The following is a 19,718-nucleotide window of genomic DNA, read 5'->3' as shown; positions in this document are numbered from 1 at the left end:
AGGACGGCTGCATTAAATATGCCATTTTTAAGTTATTGAAATATAAAGAATTATTGTTTTATCCCTCTGTTTGATTAGCAACATTGTTAAAAACATTACATCGGTTTTGTCGGCCCGGGTATTTGTCGTATTTGCGACATTCTGGTTAAAATTTGACCTTTAATGGTGCGTTTTTTGTGTGGTTATTTAAAGAGGGCTGGCTGCAAACGGCGCTATAACGACAAACAGAGGGGGTGGCTTAGAAATTGCAAAATAGAATTATGCAGTTTGAATCACAGGAGCGGTTATGACTAAAGATGTCAGTAATAATGTTCATGAGTGTGACAACGTTGATAATACCGATGAGCAGGCTATTTTTTCCGGCTTACCCGGCAGCGTATTCTTTCAGGCTGTTGAACATGCCCCCATCGCGATTTCGATCACCGATCTCAGTGCAAATATCATTTACAGCAATCAGACCTTCAGCCGGGAAACCGAATACGCGAAAGAGGATGTGCTGGGACGCAATGAGTCGATTCTCTCCAACCATAACACGCCGAGAATTGTCTATGAGTCTCTCTGGGGACGACTAACGCAGCAGAAACCCTGGGAGGGTGTGCTGGTAAATCGTCGCCGCGACGGTAAACGTTATCTGGCAGAGCTTATGGTGGCGCCGGTGCTGGATGAGAATAACAAAACCATCAACTATCTGGGAATGCACCGGGATGTTACCGAACTGCATATGTTGCAGCAACGGGTGCAGAACCAGAAAGAGATGATCGAAAAAGTACTGGATGCCGCCCATACCTCAATTGTGCTGATGGATCAGGCAAACAAGGTTGTGCTGGATAACATCGCGTATAAAACCCTGGCGACCGATATCGCTCCCATCGAGCCCGGTGCGCTGTTTCTGTCAAAATTGAAAGAGGACCTTGGCCCGGAATTTAACCCGCAAAAACTCAAGCCCGGACAGACGGTTGCTGGTCACGAAGTCACCCTCGAAGTGGGTAAAGGCAAGCAGCATCGAATCTTCTCCTGTGACTACAGTATTGTTGGCATTGGTGATGAAAGCGCCGACGGTTTTTTCTCCAATCCGGTACAGAACTACCAGATGCTGGTGATCAAAGATATTACCGAGATGCGTCATCGGGAGCGGCTGGAGCATATGAATGCGATGCAGCTGCTGATCGCTGAAGAGGAATCAGTGTATCACCTGCGTGAAGCGTTATCGGGCGCGATGTTTAAGTTTCAGCAGCCGCTGAACCTGATGTCTGCTGCGGTGCGGATGTTGGAGCAAAGCGCCTCGGGTACTGAACTCTCTGCAGAGAAGATCGTTGATGTCCTGAAAGAGGCGATTCAGATTGGCCAGGACACCTGCAATATGCTCGAAGGTGTTGTGCCACAGGGGCAGCCCCGTTCGTTTGGCTCGATCAATATTAACGAAGTGCTGCGCAATGTGCTTGAGTTTTCGACCTCCCGCTTGCTGCGCAACGGCATCCAGGTGGTCTGGCTGCCGTCGGTGTATGTTCCCGCGATAAATGGTCGGGAAAGCCGTCTGCACAGCATGTTTAAACAGCTGGTGGATAACGCCATTGATGTGATTGAGATGGAACGTCCATCCCGTCGTGAGATTGAGATCAGCACCCGGGTTGAAAGAAATGAGATTGTTGTGAGTGTCGCTGATACCGGGCCGGGTATTCAGGATTCTATGATCACTAAAGTGTTTGAGCCTTTTTTCAGTACCAAGAGTAATCGCACACCAACATCCGGGCGGGGTATGGGGCTTACCCTGGCGCAGGAGGTGGTGACTGAGCATTGTGGGACGGTTTCGATCGATCCGAAATACAAGGATGGCTGTCGGATTCTGGTGCATCTGCCAATTGATGACCTGGAAGGTTAATGGGGAGTGATGATTTTGAATAGTGCCGCCACCCGAACAGAACTATTTGAGCGCCAGCTGTGTGTGCTGGATAAAATTTGCTGGACGTTAACCCGTTCATTAGACCTGAATCCCAGTTTAGATGAAGTATTGAAAATCCTGCATAACGAAGCAGAGATGAAAAACGGCCTGATCGCACTCAAGGATTATGAGATGGAACATCTCTTTATCAGTGCGGTACACAGTGACTCTGATGAGGTTCAGCGGGCCAAAGGAGCGGCCCGTTATCAGCAGGGAGAGGGGCTGGTTGGCTCAATCCTAAAATCACAAAGTTCACTAGTCTTGCCCAATCTGGCCAATGAACCGCGCTTTATGGACCGGCTGGAGCTGTTTGAATTGAGTCTGCCCTTTATCGGTGTACCGGTTAAAGACCATAAAGGCGACGTGGTGGGGGTGCTGGCTGCGCAACCAACCTCAGACCCGCAACGTTTTCTCGCTGAAGAGTGCCGCTTTCTCAACATGATCGCCAACCTGCTGGCGCAGCTATTGCGCCTGCTGGGCGAGGTGGAACACCAACAGCAACAACTGACCGATGAACGTGACGAGCTAAGGCGGCGTGTCCGGGGTAAATTTGGCTTTGAGAACCTGATGGTGGGCCATACGCCGACCATGGTGCGGATGTTTGAGCAGATCCGTCGGGTGTCCAAATGGGATACCACCGTGCTGCTGCGGGGTGAGTCGGGTACCGGTAAAGAGTTGGTGGCCAGTGCGATTCACTATAACTCGCCGCGGGCACACAACAGTTTTATCCGCCTCAACTGTGCGGCACTGCCTGAAAACCTGCTGGAATCGGAGCTGTTTGGTCATGAAAAGGGTGCCTTCACCGGTGCGACCCGCACCCGTCAGGGGCGGTTTGAACAGGCTGATAAGGGCACCCTGTTTCTCGATGAGATTGGTGAGATCTCGCCAATGTTTCAGGCCAAACTACTGCGCGTATTGCAGGAGGGGGAGTTTGAGCGGGTCGGCGGTAATAAAACCATCTCCGTGCAGGTGCGCATCGTTGCTGCGACCAACCGCAATCTGGAACAGGAGGTGCGTGATGGCCATTTCCGGGAAGACCTTTACTACCGTCTGAATATTATGCCGATCAATCTGCCGCCACTGCGGGAGCGGATTGAAGATGTTCCCGAGTTGGTGAACTTTTTGCTGGATAAAATTGGTAAATCACAGGGTCGTTCCCTGGATATTAGTAATAATGCGGTACGCAAACTGATGACACACGCCTGGCCGGGTAACGTTCGGGAGCTGGAAAATACCCTGGAACGCGCCTCAATTATGGCGGAGGAGGGGGTCATTGAAGAGAATGATTTCTCCTTTAATAGTGCCGAACTGATGGGCGGCAACTACACGCCGATGGCCTCTCAGGTGGCACCACACATTGCTCCTCCGGTGGCGCATCTGCCAAAAGAGGAGTCTTTCACTGAGTTCACAGACTCAGGGGATGACACGGATATGGATGAGCGACGCCAGGTGATTGCTGCTCTGGAGCAAGCGGGTTGGGTGCAGGCAAAAGCCGCCCGGTTGCTGAATATGACTCCGCGTCAGATCGCCTATCGGATTCAGACCATGAATATTGAGGTGAGAAAGCTTTAGCACATAGCGGGTTGCGCCGCTTACTATGCGATGTATCAGAGCTTTGGTTTACCTGCCAAAGCTTTCATACAGGGACTTATCTAAATTGTCTTATCAATGTCTGATACATTAGCTTATCTGCATTAAACACGGCAGCTTCAGCACACTCTCTTACTATTACACTAATCTGTAACCATTATGCGACATGCAATCTAACCTTCTTCTTTTTATTACAGGTAGAATCCACTTTTACAGGTATTCTGTTAGTCGCTGTAATCGATCTCTGAAAGTTATGTTTTTGCTTATATATTTGCCGGTAAGGTCTCTGTATGCTTGGCAAAAACAGGCTTTGCTAGTTGCTGTTAAATCACGAAGGTTGAAGGTTATAGCGAGCGTATATATTTCATATAGTTATGCCATTTGAAACGGTAGCGATGTGCTACTAGGCTTAATGTTGAACGTGTTTAAAGGTGATCTAAATGGCAGAACAACCCCAAACCAGTGAGCGAAAACCCTGCAGCCAATGTGCCGATGAACTCTGCCTGGATTTTGATTTTACCATGGCGTTTCAGCCGATAGTCAATTGTAGCGATCAGAGTATTTATGGCTACGAGGCGTTAGTCCGTGGTCTGAATAACGAGTCAGCCTATTCAATTATCTCCAGAGTAAATAATGACAATCGTTATATCTTTGACCAGCTGTGCCGGGTAAAGGCGATCGCCCTGGCTGCAAAGCTGGATATCCGGTCGATGCTGAGTATCAATTTTCTGCCCAACGCTATCTATCAGCCGGAACGTTGTATTCGCACAACATTTGAGGCCGCCAAGACATATAATTTTCCCACTGAAAGGATTATGTTTGAGTTTACCGAAGTGGAAAAGATAGAAGATAGTAACCATATCAAGCGTATCGTTGAGTACTATCAATCACTCGGGTTTAAAACCGCGACAGATGATTTTGGTTCAGGATATTCCGGGCTCAATTTATTAGCCGATTTTCAGACCGACATCGTTAAGCTGGATATGGCTCTGATTCGGGATATACACACAGATAAAGTACGGCAGTCAATTATTACCCACTGTTTAAATATCTTCCGTGATCTTAACATCACGCCACTGGCCGAAGGCATTGAAACCGTTGAAGAGTATCGTTGGTTACAGGATGCTGGTGTGGAACTGATGCAGGGGTATCTGCTTGCTAAACCCGGCTTTGAAAGTTTACCCGCTGTTAATTTCCAATCGATCTCGTGTAGTGACAAATAAAAAAGCGGTTAACATCCTGTAAAATAGATTTATTTATCCCGAAAGGTATGGTCTGGCATAAAGATCCCCTGAGTGGGCTAAAGAATGGTATAATGCTCCGCCACCACTCAAACGGAGCTCTTCTTATGGCAGTTAAATCTAAAAAAGCAGCGGCGAACCAGACCCATGATTCAATTGCGGAGCAGACTGCTGCCTTTCTTAAGGCCGGTGGAGAGATCCAGAAAATCGATAAAGGTGTTTCTGGTCGTGAGAATAACGGCGGCCCGCGTCATATAGTATTAGGAAAACCGCAGGCCAGGTAACAACAACATCAGCAGCTGACATTTTTTTGCGCCCAGTAAAACAGGGCGCAGTCATTTTATAAATATCCTGCTAATATAGATTTAGATCTAACCCGTTTTATATCTGTTTATCCTTCTCCCTGAGGCAACGACTTCCTGTCTGCTGCTTATGATTTCTGTCGGAGTAAGGCGATTATCTTCACACACTCAACGATTCACACCCACACGATTGGATATTGTATTAATGACGACTAAAGCGTTTACCCTGCAGCGGATATGTAATTTTGCTGGCAAAGAGTTCGATCCGAATTCCGACCAGCAGGTTAATGAAGTCCTGCGAAATAAGTTCAACATATCACTACCACAGCGGCGTACGATGAATGATGCAATGGAAGCGGTATGCAGTGACCATGATATTATCGCATTGATTTTACAGTACCGGACAATGGCCTGATTTAAGCTAAAGCGTCACTGCAGATAATTTTCTTACCCTAGGCTGCATTGCTGCCAGAAAGCTATTTTCTAATTTTTGCTCAAGATTTTGATCTGTGTATCCGTTGAATTATCTCTTCTTTATCACCGCGATGGCTCTGCTGGAGGCCTGTTCGCCCATCCCTGACCTTCCGGGTCTTCTGGGAAGTCCAGACTTATAACAGAAAACCTTTGCTGTCGGGGGGAGGGCTTTGCCGTCCTGTTTAAGTGAATGTAGCAGACCCGACAATCAGCTCTGATCTGTCCAGATTATGACAAAAAAACTCTCTTCCCTTTAGCTTAAATTCTTTTAAATTCAATGATGTAGTGAATGGCGCGCGGTTTGCAGTGGTCTCCCCATAGTAACTGAATCTGATTGATAGCCTTCAGGCTGCAGAGGAGAAACACTGATGGAATTGAACGTCTTAAATGCTGATCAAGCCCCGGCTACCGCTGAAGGTTGTAGCGCCAGTGCCTGTGGTAGTAGTGATGATCAAATGAGCCACCTTCCTGATTCAATCCGTGAGAAGGTGCAAAATCATCCCTGTTATTCAGAAGAGGCGCATCATTACTTTGCCCGTATGCATGTGGCTGTGGCGCCCGCTTGTAATATTCAGTGTCACTATTGTAACCGTAAATATGATTGTGCCAATGAGTCCCGTCCCGGTGTTGTCTCTGAACTGTTAACCCCGGATCAGGCGGTGAAGAAAACCAAAGCTGTGGCAGCGAATATTCCGCAGATGACTGTGTTAGGAATTGCTGGCCCTGGCGACCCATTGGCGAACCCTGAGCGTACCTTTGAGACCTTCCGCCGCCTCAGTGAAGAAGCGCCGGATATTAAACTCTGCGTTTCGACCAATGGTCTGACGCTGCCGATGCATGTGGAAGAGCTTTCCAAACATAACATCGATCACGTCACCATCACCATCAACTGTATCGATCCGGAAGTCGGGGCAAAAATCTATCCCTGGATTTTCTGGAACAACCGTCGTATTCGCGGTAAAGCCGCGGCCAAAATTTTGATTCAGCAGCAGCAGAAAGGTCTGGAGATGCTGGTGGCCAAAGGGATTCTGGTGAAAGTGAACTCGGTGCTGATTCCCGGTGTAAACGATGAACACCTGAAGGTGGTGAGTAAAATTGTTAAAGAGAAAGGGGCCTTCCTGCACAACGTGATGCCGCTTATTTCTGAAGAGGAGCATGGCACCTTTTATGGGGTGATGGGACAGCGTGGGCCTTCTGATGAAGAGCTGCAGGATCTGCAGGATGCCTGTTCCGGCGATATGAATATGATGCGTCACTGTCGTCAGTGTCGTGCGGACGCGGTGGGCATGCTCGGTGAAGACCGGGGCTCTGAATTTACTCTGGATAAGATCGATGCGATGGATATCGATTACGATGCCGCCATGAAAACCCGCGCGATTGTGCATAAGGGGATTGAGGCTGAACTGGCGGAGAAGCAGCTTAAGCGTGAAAGACTGGCGGGGGTTAAAGTGCCGTCCGGTCCGGTTGCTGCGAACAAGAGTTTCCGTCCGGTGCTGATGGCTGTAGCGACCAGCGGTGGTGGGGTGATTAACCAGCACTTCGGTCATGCGACTGAGTTTCTGGTGTATGAAGCTTCCGGTAACGGTGTGCGCTTTATCGGTCATCGTAAGGTGGATCAGTACTGTATCGGCAATGATACCTGCGGCGAGAAAGAGAGTGCTCTGGCTGGCAGCATCCGTGCGCTGTCCGGATGCGAAGCCGTACTCTGCTCGAAGATCGGTTATGAACCATGGGGTCTGCTGGAAGACGCCGGTATTGCACCGAACGGTGAGTACGCGATGGAGCCGATTGAAGAGGCGGTGATGTCTGTGTATCAGGAGATGATCACCGCAGGCAAACTGGACGATAAAACCGAGCTGAAACGGGCAGAAGTGTAAGGAGATTACGATGGCTTTAAGTATTGTAGAAAGCTGTGTTAACTGCTGGGCCTGTCTTGATGTTTGCCCCAGTGATGCGATCGTCAGTGCTGAACCGCACTTCCTGATCGAGAGTAAAAACTGCACCGAGTGTGAAGGTGATTATGCCGATCCGCAATGCGCCAGTATCTGCCCGATTGAGGGGGCGATTCTCAACTCTTTTGGCGACCCGATCAATCCGGAAGGTTCTCTGACAGGTATTAAGCCAGAGCTGAAGGATGATGCGCTGAAAGAGATTCAGGCACGCTAACGCTATGGCAACGGTAATCTTCTACGAAAAGCCGGGCTGTATTAACAACACCCGGCAGAAAAAACTGTTGCAGGCTGCCGGTCATCAGGTTGATGAGCGCAATCTGTTAACGCACCCCTGGGACACAGTCAGTCTGAGCCGTTTTCTGCACGCTGAAACTCGGGATAGCTGGCTAAACAAGACCCATCCGGGGCTGAAATCAGGGGATGTGGAACTGGATCTGAACCGGCCCGGCGAGATACTGGCGGCGATGTGTCGCGACCCGTTGCTGATTCGACGACCGCTGATGGAGATCGACGGTCGCTGTTTGCAGGGGTTTGATGCAGCGCTGCTGGATCAACTGATCGGTTTAAGCGAAATGCCCGATGGGGATATTGAAACCTGCCCCCGCAGCCAGCACGCCACAGCGTGTCAATAGGGCGAGTAAAAAGGGCGTGTAAATCAGCCCGTGTGAAAAGAAAGGTGGGATATGTCAATGCAAGCAGCCCAATCTCAGGTGTCTGAGGAACTCTATACAGAGCTGCTGGGTGTCACGACCAGCGATGAAGCTGACCGTTATCTGGTCAGGCTGATACTGGCTGCGCGGGAGGGGCGGGGTTGTCTGCCGTTGCATCTGGGTCTGGGAGAACGCGGTTTTGAGGCATTGATCGAGCGCTCTTTTTCTGAGATGCAGCGCTGGTTTATTCTGCATACCAAAGTACCCGCTGCCGTCGTTGAGCGCAGCGATACCCGCAGTGAGTTACTCAGCCTGCGACTGGATGAACAGCAAGAGCTGACGGTGTTACTCGAAAGCTGGCGCAATCCGGACGTTGATCCGGTGCTGTCGGTCATTATTGCCACCGGCTGTTTAGGTGGAGATCATCTCTGGCGTGACCTGGGCTTTGAAAATCGTGACTGGCTGTCAGAGATGATGGCGTTTGCCTATCCACAACTCAAGGCGAAAAATTCAAAGGATATGAAGTGGAAACGGTTTCTCTATAAGCAGCTGTGTGAAACCGGCGGCAACTATGTTTGCCGCGCCCCCAGTTGTGAAGAGTGTGCTGTTTACTCGGACTGTTTCGGACCCGAGGCCTGAACAGTGGATAGCCTGATGCAGGGCGCCGCCGGAATGCAGACAGATGATCTTTTAGATGATCTGTCAGAACCCCTGCTGGCCTACCATCAGCTATCGAAACATCACCTGCAAGGCTATGCGGCCGGGCCGGAAACCCTTGACTGGGATGATCAGCCTGATCCGTTTCGACATTTCGCACAGGCCACTTATATCGATCTGCCGTTTGCGGATGCGGATTATCTAAACGTTAACGTGAGCCATCTGTTTTGCGGGGATGCCCCGTCACAGCAGTTATCACTGGAAACGCTGTCACTGTTTCTGTGCTTTAGCGCCGGTTTGTCAGCGTGGAAAACCTTCGGTATTGATCGCTGGTCCCTGAGGGTGGTTCCCTCCAGTGGCAATCTGCATCCGGGAGAGCTTTACCTGTTACTGCCATCGACCGGTTTTTGCAAAGCCGGGCTATATCACTACGACGTTTTTCATCACCGGCTGACGCTACGATCACTTTTGCCTGACCATGTTGAAGGCGCGGTCTATCTGATCCAGACCAGCGTTTTACAACGGGAAGCCTGGAAATATGGCGTCAGATCACTGCGTTATTGCTGGCTGGATGCCGGGCATCAGCGGGCTCAATGTCAGGCGGTTGCGGGTTTGTTGGGCTGGAGTCTGGTGGATATCTCGACTGCCCGCACCCTGTTATCGCAGCTCTGCGGACTCAACCGGCCGGAATATGCTGAGGTCGAGCAGGAATATCCTCAATGGGTGTGTCAGCTTCACTTTACCTATTCAGAAAACGCTGCCGCAACGGTGCTGGAAAAACTCGCCAGCAGCGCAGCGATTAACTGGAGTGGGCAGCCAAGCCGACTGGCACCGCCGCCGCTGCAAACATGGAAACAGCCGTTTGCCATCGCAGAGCAACTGGAGGTTGCCGTGACCGCTGTGCGGCATTTTCCCCAGAGTGACGATCTGCCTGGCGATTTTATCGGGGCAGAAGCGGACCCCTGGAAACTGATCCTGTCACGTCGCAGTGGTCAGGCCTATGCCGCAGAAAGTGCTTATCCGCGTCAGCTATTTGAACAGATGATGGCCGCGCTGCAATCCGGAGGCAGCCGTCTATTGCCGGACTCGCCACAGGTGCATCTGCTCTGCTTTATCCACTCAGTCGAGGGGCTGGCGCCGGGAATCTATCTGATTCCCCGCTCGGAAGAGGGCGCCCGGTTGTTTCTCCGGGAGTTGCAACGCTGGCAGCCCTGGGACGATGCTGAGCTTAACGGAATCGCAACAGCCTGGCGGATGAAAACCGCCAATACCCGTAAAGCCGCAGGGCAGCTCTGCTGTAATCAAGCGATTGCTGCGGGCAGCAGTTTTACCCTGATATTTCTGGCGGAATTTGATTCACCGATGAACAACAGTCAGGGCCGAGTCTGTCCCCAGCTCTATGAAGAGACCGGAATGCTGGGGCAGCAGATCTATCTTCACTCGACCGCTCAGGGCTATAGCGGTACCGGCATCGGATGCTTTTTCGATGACGCTATCCATGAACTGATCGGTCTGAAAAGCCAAAGCTTACAGGCGCTATATGGCTTTGCGGTGGGTGAGCCGCTGCGCGATGAGCGGATCACTCAATTATCCGGTTATTACCATCTGCGGGAGCGATTTGTATGACACAGATTCAACAGATTTCAATTCAGCAAGCTGAAGCGCTGCTGGCAAATGAGGATGTGCTGCTACTGGATTCAAGAGATCAGCGGGATTACATGAGCAGCCACCATCCTAAAGCGATGCTACTGGGTGAGCATAACCAGGAACATCTGCTGATGAAGACACCGAAAGAACGCCCGGTGATGGTTTATTGCTATCTCGGTCATGCCAGCATTGAGAAAGCGAAGATGTTTGCTGATTTCGGTTTTAAGCAGTGTTACAGCGTCGAGGGTGGATTCACCGCCTGGAAAAAACAGCTCACGACTGAGGTCTAAAAAAACTATCTGACCAGGAGCACCTAACCAGAAGCATCTGAACAGGAGAGGGAAGATGAATGATTTAGCCGTAAATTTTCAAACGTTTAATACCGAACCACGCAGTCAGCAAACCCTGCTGATGCAAGCGGCCCGTTATGGCGATCTGGTGGGCTTAGAGGAAGAACTACCTGACACCGCTATCAATGCCCGCAACAGCGATGGTAATAACGCCCTCTGGTTTGCCTGCTTTAGTAATAACCCGAAGGCGGTGCAGTTTCTCATCAATGAAGGTATTGATATTGATAACCAGAATGACAATGGCGCGACCGCGCTTATTTACAGCGCCTCGGCGGGTAAAGCCGAGGTGGTTGAGCTGCTATTAAACGCCGGTGCCGATACCTCACTGATGACACTGGATGATTTCACCGCGCTGGAGCTGGCCGCCAATAGGAAGATCATGCAGTTGCTACGTCAGCATAATGTTAAATAACGATTTTTGATTACGAGTAAGAGGAAGATAAGCCGATGAATACTGAAGAGAAAATTCGTAAACAGTTAGCCGAGAATCCGGTTTTACTCTATATGAAGGGCACCCCGGAAGAGCCAAAATGCGGCTTTTCCCGCAATGCGGTAAACGCGCTGGCAGAGCTGGGCGCAACCTATAGTTATATCAATGTTCTGGAATCACCCTTTATCCGCGAAAAGCTGCCCTCTGTTTCCGACTGGCCGACGTTTCCGCAGCTGTTCATCAAGGGTGAGCTGGTGGGTGGTTCTGATGTGGTCTGCGAAATGGCAGCGGATGGCAGCCTGAAATCGATGCTTGATCAGGTCGGGGAACCGGCATGATTAGCAAAGAGCAGGTCAGTCAGATTGTCATGGCTGAGTTTCCCGATGCTGAGCTGGATATCAGCGGCGAAGAGTGCGATCTGACCCTGCGGGTTATCAGTGAGTCCTTTGCCGGGGTGTCTCCGGTTGAGCGACAGAAGCGCGTGTTAAAACTGTTTCAACAGCAACTGAAAAGCGGCGTATTGCATGCGCTAACCGTTAAAGCTTACACCCTGCAGCAGTTTATTGATCTGCAGAATCAGTTTCTGGTGCAACTGGAAAACGACTGAGGAGAGATCTAATGAATGATGAAAACTTGTTTGATGAGCAGTTTCTGGATGTCACCAATAAACTGATCGAGATCGCCAATGAGATGGGCGAAAAATACGGCGAGCATAAGGCGAGTGTCGCCTTTATCTATGCGGCAGCCCGCTACAACGGTTACATTGCCGCGAGCAGTGTCACCAGTGCCGATGAGTTAGAGGCAAAACGCCCGAAAGCGGTTGAGTATTTTACCGACCGTTTCCGTCAACTCTATGATGGCAACCTGCAGGAGTATGTCGCTAACTTTGAAGAGTATATGGGTAAAGCGAAAGAGGACACCTCAGCTGCCAATGGCTGATTTGTTAGTTGTCCTACATTCAGCGCCAGCCAGAGGTTGGCGCTGAAGTGCTTTCTGCTACAAAAAACAATGTCTTAAACCCGCCAATTTCAGTGTTGCTCAATTTTTATTCATTTAAAATCAATAGATTAATCTATGGTTCGTTTCTTGCTGTACACCAGTCTCCATTAATATATATATGAGGGGCTATCCTATGGCCAATGTTTATTTCACGTCACCGATTATGTCGAAAAACATGAAGGTAGAAGCGGTTGCCGGTAAGCGTAACACCCTGCTGGGGCTTGCTAAGGAACACAATGTTAAAATCCCACGTGAGTGCGAAGATGGCCAGTGCGGTTCCTGCCTGGTTAAGGTGACTCACCTTGATGGTTTCCGTGTCAAAGGTATGGCACTGACTGACAAAGAGAAAAACGTACTGAAATCGATCGGCAAACTGCCAAAGTCAGAACAGGAGCGTGCAGAGGTGAAAGACCTGCCTCCAACCTACCGTCTGGCGTGCCAGACCATCGTGACCGATGAAGACCTGCTGATAGAGTTTACCGGCGAGCCCGGCGGCGCTTGATTTAACGGTTAGTTGTCATATAAGAAGATCGGAAGGAGGCATTCTTCCGATTTTTTTATGGGCAGGGGGGAAGAGTCGCTAGTGGTTAGACGCTTCGCTTGCTAGTGGTTAGAAAAAGCCTTCTTTATTAACCGGGTGAAAACGAGCTTGTAAGATGGTTTCGATAGCGCTTAGGTTAGAAAAAGCGGTTCACTCGTTCCCATGCTCCCGCGTGGGAATGCATACCTTGCTACCATGCCCGACAAATTTCTAATAATCCAGCAGCACCGGCGTAATCTTTTGCGCTGGAGTATCGCCAGTGTACGGCTTCATCCACATAACCTCGTTTGACCGGATTTTGGTGAATATATTCGATCTTTTGCCGCATCATCTCTTCATTTTGAATCAGTTCTGGATGCACGCCCTCCTGCCAGAATTGATAAGCCCGGTCAGTTTTATGGGGTTTTTTATAAAAAGCCAGTTGATCCAGAATTTGCCTGACATTGTGCTCTGCAAGATATTGAATCAGTTGTTTCGCTGTCCATGATTTGAGTCGTGCTATGTCATGATCCAATGCATTGCTTTGCAGAACAAGGTGACAGTGGTTTTCTAAAATTACCCAGGCATAAACGTTGAGGTCATCTTTACTTAAAAAGCGCAGGGCATCGAGCAGAACATTGACGGTGTCAGGGCGTGTGAACACGGGAATCCAGTGCAACACCGTCGGGTGACGAAGTGGGGTTGTTTAGGTTCGGTGACTTTATAGCGGCTTCGACCCATTATGCATGTTCCTTATGCATTCCCACGCGGGAGCGTGGGAACGAGACAGATTATCCACAGAGGGTATTTATTCCACTATCCGTGATCGCTTTATCTCTGTGCCCTCGGTGTCCTCTGTGGTGAATCATTATATGCACGAAGTAGATTTACACAGAGAACACTGAAGTTGGTCACATAGATTTTTTTCCCGGGCCAGGATATTTGTCAGGCAACTTCAGCTTCGCCCATCGCGGCTTCAAGAAAGTTTTCCCAGGGCTCTTCGATAATCTGAATTTTCTTCAGTTTACAGAAACGGCGTTCTTTATCGGTCGGTTCTTCAATGAATACCCAGCCCGCCTGTTCACTATCGGCGGCGTAGATGATGTCACCCATCACCATCCGCTCCGTATCCCGGGTGAAGCGCATGCCGAGAAACAGGTACTGTTTGTTCTGCCGGTAGAGTTTAATAAATTCTGGTACGGCGAAACCACCCATCAGTTCGGTAATGTAATCAACAAAGTCAGCATCGGAGGCGATGAAGTTGGCTTCGGGCACCGGACAGCCCAGCGGTTTAAAGAGAATAGGCAGGCCGGCCATCACTTTGCTCTGTTCGATCTCGGTGTATGTCTCACCATCAAAGTTAAATATCTTATAGCGGTAGTCTGTGCCTGCTACGCGGGAGAGACCCTGTATCAGGATGTGCTGACGATTTTGATAGAGATCGATTAACTGGGTGTCTCGGTTTATATCCACCACCCAGCCTGGGTTTATATCTGCCAGCCATTGATGGAGTCTGGCGGTGGTCCATTTTTTATTCAGGTAGGTGTCATTAAAAAAGCGCGTGATAAAACTGCGGCCCTTTTTGTTTTCCAGGTTCATCGCCGCGCGTGGGAATTCATACATCAGACGCGGGGCCATCGGCTGACCACCGTTCATCGCCAGAATCAGACTGTCACTGTCGGCAGGCATCGGTGTGTGGTTTTCGACATTAGTTACATCTGCAAGGGCGCCCGCCCCGAGGTAGGGGACAATCTTTCCCGATTTAAGTCCGTCTATTAATTCACTGTACATAATGTTCACCCGTGGCTGATTAATTGAATCTCTTTGCTCTGTATTTATATGTGCAACAGATACAGAGCCTGATGAAGAGAAATTGAGTTAACCAGAGCTACTGCAATTGTCAGGCCAGCAGGGAAACCGTGGGCTTTCAGTGAGGCTGAACCGGGTTGTTTGAGTGATATCTTTTACTCTGACGTTATAAAACCGTGGCTTAGTGAATTTTAGCCGCTGTTGTTTCTTTTATCTGAGTGTCTGTTGATGGTGAATGTTTTAAATCTGACATAACAGAGTCTGACAAAACCCTATTTTTATTGTTGGCATTACAACAGTAAATCCGCCAATTGTTGTTACTTTCACAGTATTAGAACAAAGACTGTAGCGCCTTGATTTTATTTAAATTCTTATAAATCAATAAATTAAATGTTTTTTGGTCGGTTGGTACAAGTTTCGCAACAGTGGATGTGAGTTTTCGAGTCAGGTGCTTTTTGTCTGGCTCAGGCAATCTAAGTTCTAACGCTGAGGAGCAAGATTATGGCTATGCGTCAATGTGCAATCTACGGAAAAGGCGGCATCGGTAAGTCGACTACTACCCAGAACCTGGTAGCAGCTCTGGCTGAATTAGGTAAAAAAGTAATGATCGTAGGATGCGACCCTAAAGCGGATTCTACCCGTTTGATTCTGCATTCTAAAGCGCAGAACACCATCATGGAGATGGCTGCTGAGGCAGGTACGGTTGAAGATCTGGAACTGGAAGATGTACTTAAAGCCGGTTACGGCGATATCAAGTGTGTTGAGTCCGGTGGTCCTGAGCCAGGTGTGGGTTGTGCGGGTCGTGGTGTAATCACCGCTATCAACTTCCTCGAAGAAGAAGGTGCTTACGAAGAAGATCTGGACTTTGTCTTCTACGACGTACTGGGTGACGTGGTATGTGGTGGTTTCGCGATGCCAATCCGCGAAAACAAAGCTCAGGAAATCTACATTGTTTGTTCTGGTGAGATGATGGCGATGTACGCTGCTAACAACATCTCTAAAGGCATCGTGAAATACGCTAACTCCGGTAGCGTACGTCTGGCTGGTCTGATCTGTAACAGCCGTAATACAGCCCGTGAAGACGAGCTGATTATGGAGCTGGCTCGTCAGCTGGGCACTCAGATGATCCACTTCGTTCCCCGCGACAACGTTGTACAGCGTGCTGAGATTCGCCGTATGACTGTTATCGAATACGATCCAAATGCGAAGCAGGCTGACGAGTACCGTCAACTGGCTCAGAAGATCATCGACAACACTAAGTTCGTTATTCCTACGCCGATCACTATGGATTCACTTGAGGATCTGCTGATGGACTTCGGTCTGATGGATGAAGAAGACGAAAGCATTATTGGTAAAACCGCTACAGAAGAGTAATTCACTTTTCTGAGTCGTGGTTTTGCTATTGACGGGTATGGAGCGGATTAGCTTCTACCCGCAAACCTAATGGAAGGAGCGAATAAGTATCTGGTGTCTCTGGCTGGTCTTGTATCTGCAGAGAATACATTGAACTTATTCGAGCTTTCCAAATGTTGAGGAGACAGAATATGTCTACCATGTCACGCGACGAGACTGAAGCGCTTATTCAGGAAGTGCTGGAAGTCTATCCTGCTAAAGCTAAGAAAGATCGTGAAAAGCATCTTGCGGTTAACGATCACGAAGTTGAGCAGTCTAAAAAATGTATCACCTCCAACAAGAAGTCTCTGCCAGGTGTTATGACCGTTCGTGGTTGTGCCTACGCAGGTTCTAAAGGTGTGGTTTGGGGTCCTATCAAGGATATGATCCACATCTCTCACGGTCCTGTTGGCTGTGGTCAGTACTCCCGTAACGGTCGTCGTAACTACTATATCGGTACGACCGGTATCAACGCCTTCGTTACCATGAACTTTACCTCTGATTTCCAGGAGAAAGACATTGTATTCGGTGGTGACAAGAAGCTGTCTAAGCTTCTGGAAGAGGTGGAAACACTGTTCCCGCTGAATAAGGGTGTATCCATTCAGTCTGAGTGTCCTATCGGTCTGATCGGTGATGACATCGAAGCGGTAGCGAAGAAAGCGACGGCTGCAACCGGTAAAACCGTGGTCCCTGTCCGTTGTGAAGGTTTCCGTGGTGTGTCTCAGTCTCTGGGTCACCACATTGCTAACGATGCGGTACGTGACTGGGCGCTGGATAAGCGTGACGATGACGATAGCTTCGAGAAAACTGCGTATGACGTAGCGATTATCGGCGACTACAACATCGGTGGTGATGCCTGGTCTTCCCGTATCCTGCTGGAAGAGATCGGTCTTCGCGTTGTGTCTCAATGGTCCGGTGACGGTACTATCGCTGAGATGGAACTGACGCCTAAGGTTAAGCTGAACCTGGTTCACTGCTACCGTTCTATGAACTACATCTCTCGTCACATGGAAGAGAAGTACGGCATCCCATGGATGGAGTACAACTTCTTCGGTCCGACTAAGACTGATGAGTCTCTGCGCAAGATTGCTGCGTTCTTCGATGAGTCTATTCAGCAGAAAGCTGAAGAGGTTATTGCGAAGTACAAACTGCAGTACGACACCATCATCGAGAAGTTCCGTCCTCGCCTGGAAGGCAAGCGCGTCATGCTTTATATCGGTGGTCTGCGTCCGCGTCACGTTATCGGAGCCTATGAAGATCTGGGTATGGAAGTGGTGGGTACGGGTTATGAGTTCGCTCATAACGATGACTACGACCGCACCATCAAAGAGATGGGCAACGCGACACTGCTTTACGATGACGTAACCGGTTACGAATTCGAAGAGTTTGTTAAGAAGGTTAAGCCAGACCTGATCGGTTCAGGTATCAAAGAGAAGTATATCTTCCAGAAGATGGGTGTTCCTTTCCGTCAGATGCACAGCTGGGATTATTCCGGTCCTTACCACGGCTATGATGGCTTCGCTATCTTTGCCCGCGATATGGATATGACCCTGAATAACCCTTGCTGGAAGAAGCTTCAGGCGCCTTGGCAGGTTGAAGAGACTACTGAAGAAGCAGTCGCTGCAAGCGCTTAAGTTGATATCAGAGGTTCGCGGTGGCGACGGTATATAACGATCCATTCTTATACTTAGCGCCGTGAACCGTCTACCCCATGTTAACCCGTATGTTCACAGATTAGTGGCGCGGGAGGAGAGATTCAAATGAGTCAATCAGTTGATAATATCAAACCAAGTTATCCGCTGTTCCTGGAAGATGATTACCAGGACATGCTGGCTAAAAAGCGCGATAACTTTGAGGAAAAACATCCTCAGGACAAGATCGATGAAGTGTTTCAGTGGACGACGACTGAAGAGTATCAGGAACTTAACTTCAAGCGTGAAGCGCTGACCGTTAACCCTGCTAAAGCTTGTCAGCCACTGGGTGCAGTACTCTGTGCACTGGGTTTTGAAAAGACTCTGCCTTATGTACACGGTTCTCAGGGGTGTGTTGCTTACTTCCGCAGCTACTTTAACCGTCATTTTAAAGAGCCGGTATCCTGCGTATCTGACTCTATGACTGAAGATGCGGCGGTATTTGGTGGTCAGAAAAATATGTATGACGGTCTGGAAAATGCTCAGGCATTGTACAAGCCAGACATGATTGCAGTATCGACTACCTGTATGGCTGAAGTTATCGGTGACGACCTTAACGCCTTTATCGGGAACTCCCGTAAAGAGGGTCATATTGCCGAAGATTTCCCGGTTCCTTTTGCTCACACACCAAGCTTTGTCGGCAGCCACACTACCGGCTGGGACAACATGTTTGAAGGGATTGCACGTTACTTCACCCTCAACTACATGGAAGACAAGGTTGTGGGTAGCAACGGTAAGATCAACCTGGTGCCGGGTTTTGAAACCTACCTGGGTAACTTCCGGGTGATGAAGCGCATGATGGCTGATATGGATGTTGACTGTTCTTTGCTGTCTGATCCGACTGAAGTACTGGACACCCCTGCAGACGGTGAATTCCGCATGTATTCCGGTGGTACCACTCAGGATGAGATCAAGGATGCACCTAACGCCTGTAACACTATCCTGCTTCAGCCATGGCAACTGACTAAGACTAAGAAGCTGGCCACCCTGACCTGGAAACATGAAGTGCCTGCACTGAATATTCCAATGGGTCTGGACTGGACTGATGAGTTCCTGATGGCTGTGTCTAAGACGACAGGTAAGCCTATCAGCAAGACTCTGGAGATCGAACGTGGCCGTCTGGTTGATGCGATGACCGACTCTCACACCTGGCTGCACGGTAAGAAATTTGCTCTGTACGGCGACGCTGACTTTGTTATGGGTCTGACCAAGTTCCTGCTGGAACTGGGTGCTGAACCAACACATATTCTGTGTAACCATGCGAACAAACGCTGGAAGAAAGCAGTGGAAGCAATTCTTGCTGAATCTCCGTTCGGCGCTGACTGTGAAGTTCATATCGGTAAAGATCTGTGGCACTTGCGTTCGCTGTGCTTTACCAACAAGCCTGACTTCCTGATCGGTAACTCGTATGGCAAGGAGATCACACGGGATACTCTGTACAAGGGTAAAGAGTTCGAGGTGCCGCTGATCCGTCTGGGCTTCCCGATCTTCGACCGTCATCACCTGCATCGTCAGACTACCCTGGGTTATGAAGGTGGAATGCAGATGTTAACAACCATTGTTAACGCTGTACTCGACCGTCTTGACCATGAAACCGGTGGTATGCAGACCACTGACTTCAACTACGACCTGGTACGTTAAGCCCGGGTTATGTTGATCGTCGATGGCCTGTGCGAGTCTGATGTCGATACGGCTTGTACTCACCGGGATTAACGTGACCCGGATTGCCCAGCGCAATCCGGGTCATCCGGTTGGTATTTCCCCTAAGCGCGTGAAGCATTCATATTCAATCAGTCCATCCTTTCCGGGGCAGGTGCTGCCCCGGGCCGTCTGATATTGGAGAGTAACGATGCCTAGTGTGATGATAAGAAAGGATAATGAGGGAAAGATGACCCTCTATGTTGCTAAAAAAGATCAGGAAGATGAGATCTCAACAATCGAATTTGAATCTGCCGACAAATGGGGCGGATTAATTGAGATGACCGATGGCACAAAATATTTCATAGAACCACTCGATGCCATGCCTAAACTTCCGATCACCCTGCGTGCTCGAAGAGGCTGAGGAGGGTGTTAAC

23 protein-coding genes are annotated in these 19,718 nt (G+C 49.3%); 21 read left to right on the top strand and 2 right to left on the bottom strand.

Annotated features, from left to right (window positions below; translation table 11 throughout):
- The first annotated feature begins 286 nt into the window (after nucleotides 1-286).
- From nifL to Q0499_RS15005, 16 genes are all read left to right on the top strand, one after another.
- Entirely contained in the window at nucleotides 287-1,879 is a 1,593-nt protein-coding gene (gene nifL, locus Q0499_RS15080) for a nitrogen fixation negative regulator NifL (protein ID WP_299200666.1), read from the top strand.
- Nucleotides 1,880-1,888: 9 nt separating this feature from the next.
- A complete protein-coding gene (gene nifA, locus Q0499_RS15075) occupies nucleotides 1,889-3,511 on the top strand; it encodes a nif-specific transcriptional activator NifA (protein WP_299200941.1) in 1,623 nt (540 codons plus the stop codon).
- Nucleotides 3,512-3,969: 458 nt separating this feature from the next.
- Complete coding sequence (locus Q0499_RS15070; RefSeq protein WP_299200664.1) at nucleotides 3,970-4,752, top strand: EAL domain-containing protein; 783 nt, start codon at nucleotides 3,970-3,972, stop codon at nucleotides 4,750-4,752.
- Between the two features lie 125 nt (nucleotides 4,753-4,877).
- Nucleotides 4,878-5,054 carry a hypothetical protein gene (locus tag Q0499_RS15065; RefSeq protein WP_299200662.1) on the top strand — a complete coding sequence of 59 codons (177 nt, stop codon included), beginning with the start codon at nucleotides 4,878-4,880 and terminating at the stop codon, nucleotides 5,052-5,054.
- A gap of 223 nt (nucleotides 5,055-5,277) precedes the next feature.
- Nucleotides 5,278-5,487: a hypothetical protein gene (locus Q0499_RS15060; RefSeq protein WP_299200660.1), complete on the top strand. Its 210-nt coding sequence runs from the start codon at nucleotides 5,278-5,280 to the stop codon at nucleotides 5,485-5,487.
- Nucleotides 5,488-5,914: 427 nt separating this feature from the next.
- Nucleotides 5,915-7,423 carry a nitrogenase cofactor biosynthesis protein NifB gene (nifB, locus tag Q0499_RS15055; protein WP_299200658.1) on the top strand — a complete coding sequence of 503 codons (1,509 nt, stop codon included), beginning with the start codon at nucleotides 5,915-5,917 and terminating at the stop codon, nucleotides 7,421-7,423.
- A 10-nt stretch (nucleotides 7,424-7,433) separates the two neighbouring features.
- On the top strand, nucleotides 7,434-7,712 hold the full coding sequence (locus Q0499_RS15050; protein WP_299200655.1) for a 4Fe-4S dicluster domain-containing protein: 279 nt from the start codon (nucleotides 7,434-7,436) through the stop codon (nucleotides 7,710-7,712).
- Between the two features lie 4 nt (nucleotides 7,713-7,716).
- The gene (locus tag Q0499_RS15045) at nucleotides 7,717-8,130 is read left to right on the top strand and encodes a hypothetical protein (RefSeq protein WP_299200653.1); all 414 of its coding nucleotides are present in this window, start codon (nucleotides 7,717-7,719) and stop codon (nucleotides 8,128-8,130) included.
- Between the two features lie 51 nt (nucleotides 8,131-8,181).
- Entirely contained in the window at nucleotides 8,182-8,787 is a 606-nt protein-coding gene (locus Q0499_RS15040; protein ID WP_299200651.1) for a nitrogen fixation protein NifQ, read from the top strand.
- A 3-nt stretch (nucleotides 8,788-8,790) separates the two neighbouring features.
- On the top strand, nucleotides 8,791-10,431 hold the full coding sequence (locus tag Q0499_RS15035; protein WP_299200649.1) for a nitroreductase family protein: 1,641 nt from the start codon (nucleotides 8,791-8,793) through the stop codon (nucleotides 10,429-10,431).
- Entirely contained in the window at nucleotides 10,428-10,742 is a 315-nt protein-coding gene (locus tag Q0499_RS15030) for a rhodanese-like domain-containing protein (protein ID WP_299200647.1), read from the top strand. The genes Q0499_RS15035 and Q0499_RS15030 overlap by 4 nt, the downstream gene beginning before the upstream one ends.
- Nucleotides 10,743-10,797: 55 nt before the next feature.
- A complete protein-coding gene (locus Q0499_RS15025; protein ID WP_299200645.1) occupies nucleotides 10,798-11,214 on the top strand; it encodes an ankyrin repeat domain-containing protein in 417 nt (138 codons plus the stop codon).
- Nucleotides 11,215-11,249: 35 nt separating this feature from the next.
- A complete protein-coding gene (gene grxD / locus Q0499_RS15020; protein WP_299200642.1) occupies nucleotides 11,250-11,570 on the top strand; it encodes a Grx4 family monothiol glutaredoxin in 321 nt (106 codons plus the stop codon).
- A complete protein-coding gene (locus Q0499_RS15015) occupies nucleotides 11,567-11,839 on the top strand; it encodes a BolA/IbaG family iron-sulfur metabolism protein (RefSeq protein ID WP_299200640.1) in 273 nt (90 codons plus the stop codon). Before grxD ends, Q0499_RS15015 begins: the two co-directional genes overlap by 4 nt.
- Nucleotides 11,840-11,850: 11 nt before the next feature.
- A complete protein-coding gene (locus Q0499_RS15010) occupies nucleotides 11,851-12,171 on the top strand; it encodes a DUF3144 domain-containing protein (RefSeq protein ID WP_299200637.1) in 321 nt (106 codons plus the stop codon).
- Between the two features lie 193 nt (nucleotides 12,172-12,364).
- The gene (locus Q0499_RS15005) at nucleotides 12,365-12,733 is read left to right on the top strand and encodes a 2Fe-2S iron-sulfur cluster binding domain-containing protein (RefSeq protein WP_299200635.1); all 369 of its coding nucleotides are present in this window, start codon (nucleotides 12,365-12,367) and stop codon (nucleotides 12,731-12,733) included.
- Between the two features lie 229 nt (nucleotides 12,734-12,962).
- On the opposite strand, the gene Q0499_RS15000 is transcribed toward Q0499_RS15005, so the two are convergent.
- Nucleotides 12,963-13,433 carry a transposase gene (locus Q0499_RS15000; protein WP_299200633.1) on the bottom strand — a complete coding sequence of 157 codons (471 nt, stop codon included), beginning with the start codon at nucleotides 13,431-13,433 and terminating at the stop codon, nucleotides 12,963-12,965.
- A gap of 263 nt (nucleotides 13,434-13,696) precedes the next feature.
- Nucleotides 13,697-14,542 carry an SIR2 family protein gene (locus Q0499_RS14995; RefSeq protein WP_299200631.1) on the bottom strand — a complete coding sequence of 282 codons (846 nt, stop codon included), beginning with the start codon at nucleotides 14,540-14,542 and terminating at the stop codon, nucleotides 13,697-13,699.
- 519 nt (nucleotides 14,543-15,061) lie between these two features.
- Here Q0499_RS14995 and nifH point away from each other — a divergent pair.
- The 5 genes from nifH to nifT all read left to right on the top strand — a co-directional run bounded on the left by nifH (nucleotide 15,062) and on the right by nifT (nucleotide 19,705).
- Nucleotides 15,062-15,934 (top strand): nitrogenase iron protein, encoded by an 873-nt coding sequence (nifH, locus tag Q0499_RS14990; protein WP_299200629.1) that lies wholly within the window; start codon nucleotides 15,062-15,064, stop codon nucleotides 15,932-15,934.
- 170 nt (nucleotides 15,935-16,104) lie between these two features.
- The gene (nifD, locus tag Q0499_RS14985) at nucleotides 16,105-17,586 is read left to right on the top strand and encodes a nitrogenase molybdenum-iron protein alpha chain (protein ID WP_299200627.1); all 1,482 of its coding nucleotides are present in this window, start codon (nucleotides 16,105-16,107) and stop codon (nucleotides 17,584-17,586) included.
- A 126-nt stretch (nucleotides 17,587-17,712) separates the two neighbouring features.
- Complete coding sequence (nifK, locus tag Q0499_RS14980) at nucleotides 17,713-19,284, top strand: nitrogenase molybdenum-iron protein subunit beta (RefSeq protein WP_299200625.1); 1,572 nt, start codon at nucleotides 17,713-17,715, stop codon at nucleotides 19,282-19,284.
- Nucleotides 19,285-19,324: 40 nt separating this feature from the next.
- Nucleotides 19,325-19,477 (top strand): hypothetical protein, encoded by a 153-nt coding sequence (locus tag Q0499_RS14975; protein WP_299200623.1) that lies wholly within the window; start codon nucleotides 19,325-19,327, stop codon nucleotides 19,475-19,477.
- A 15-nt stretch (nucleotides 19,478-19,492) separates the two neighbouring features.
- Nucleotides 19,493-19,705 carry a putative nitrogen fixation protein NifT gene (gene nifT / locus Q0499_RS14970; protein ID WP_299200621.1) on the top strand — a complete coding sequence of 71 codons (213 nt, stop codon included), beginning with the start codon at nucleotides 19,493-19,495 and terminating at the stop codon, nucleotides 19,703-19,705.
- Nucleotides 19,706-19,718 lie beyond the last annotated feature (13 nt).

The organism is uncultured Amphritea sp. (assembly GCF_937127095.1).
In the GTDB taxonomy this organism is placed as follows: Bacteria; Pseudomonadota; Gammaproteobacteria; order Pseudomonadales; family Balneatricaceae; genus Amphritea.
The sequence above is the reverse complement of the archived record's forward strand: the minus strand, read 5'-3'. Positions and strand labels throughout refer to the sequence as shown.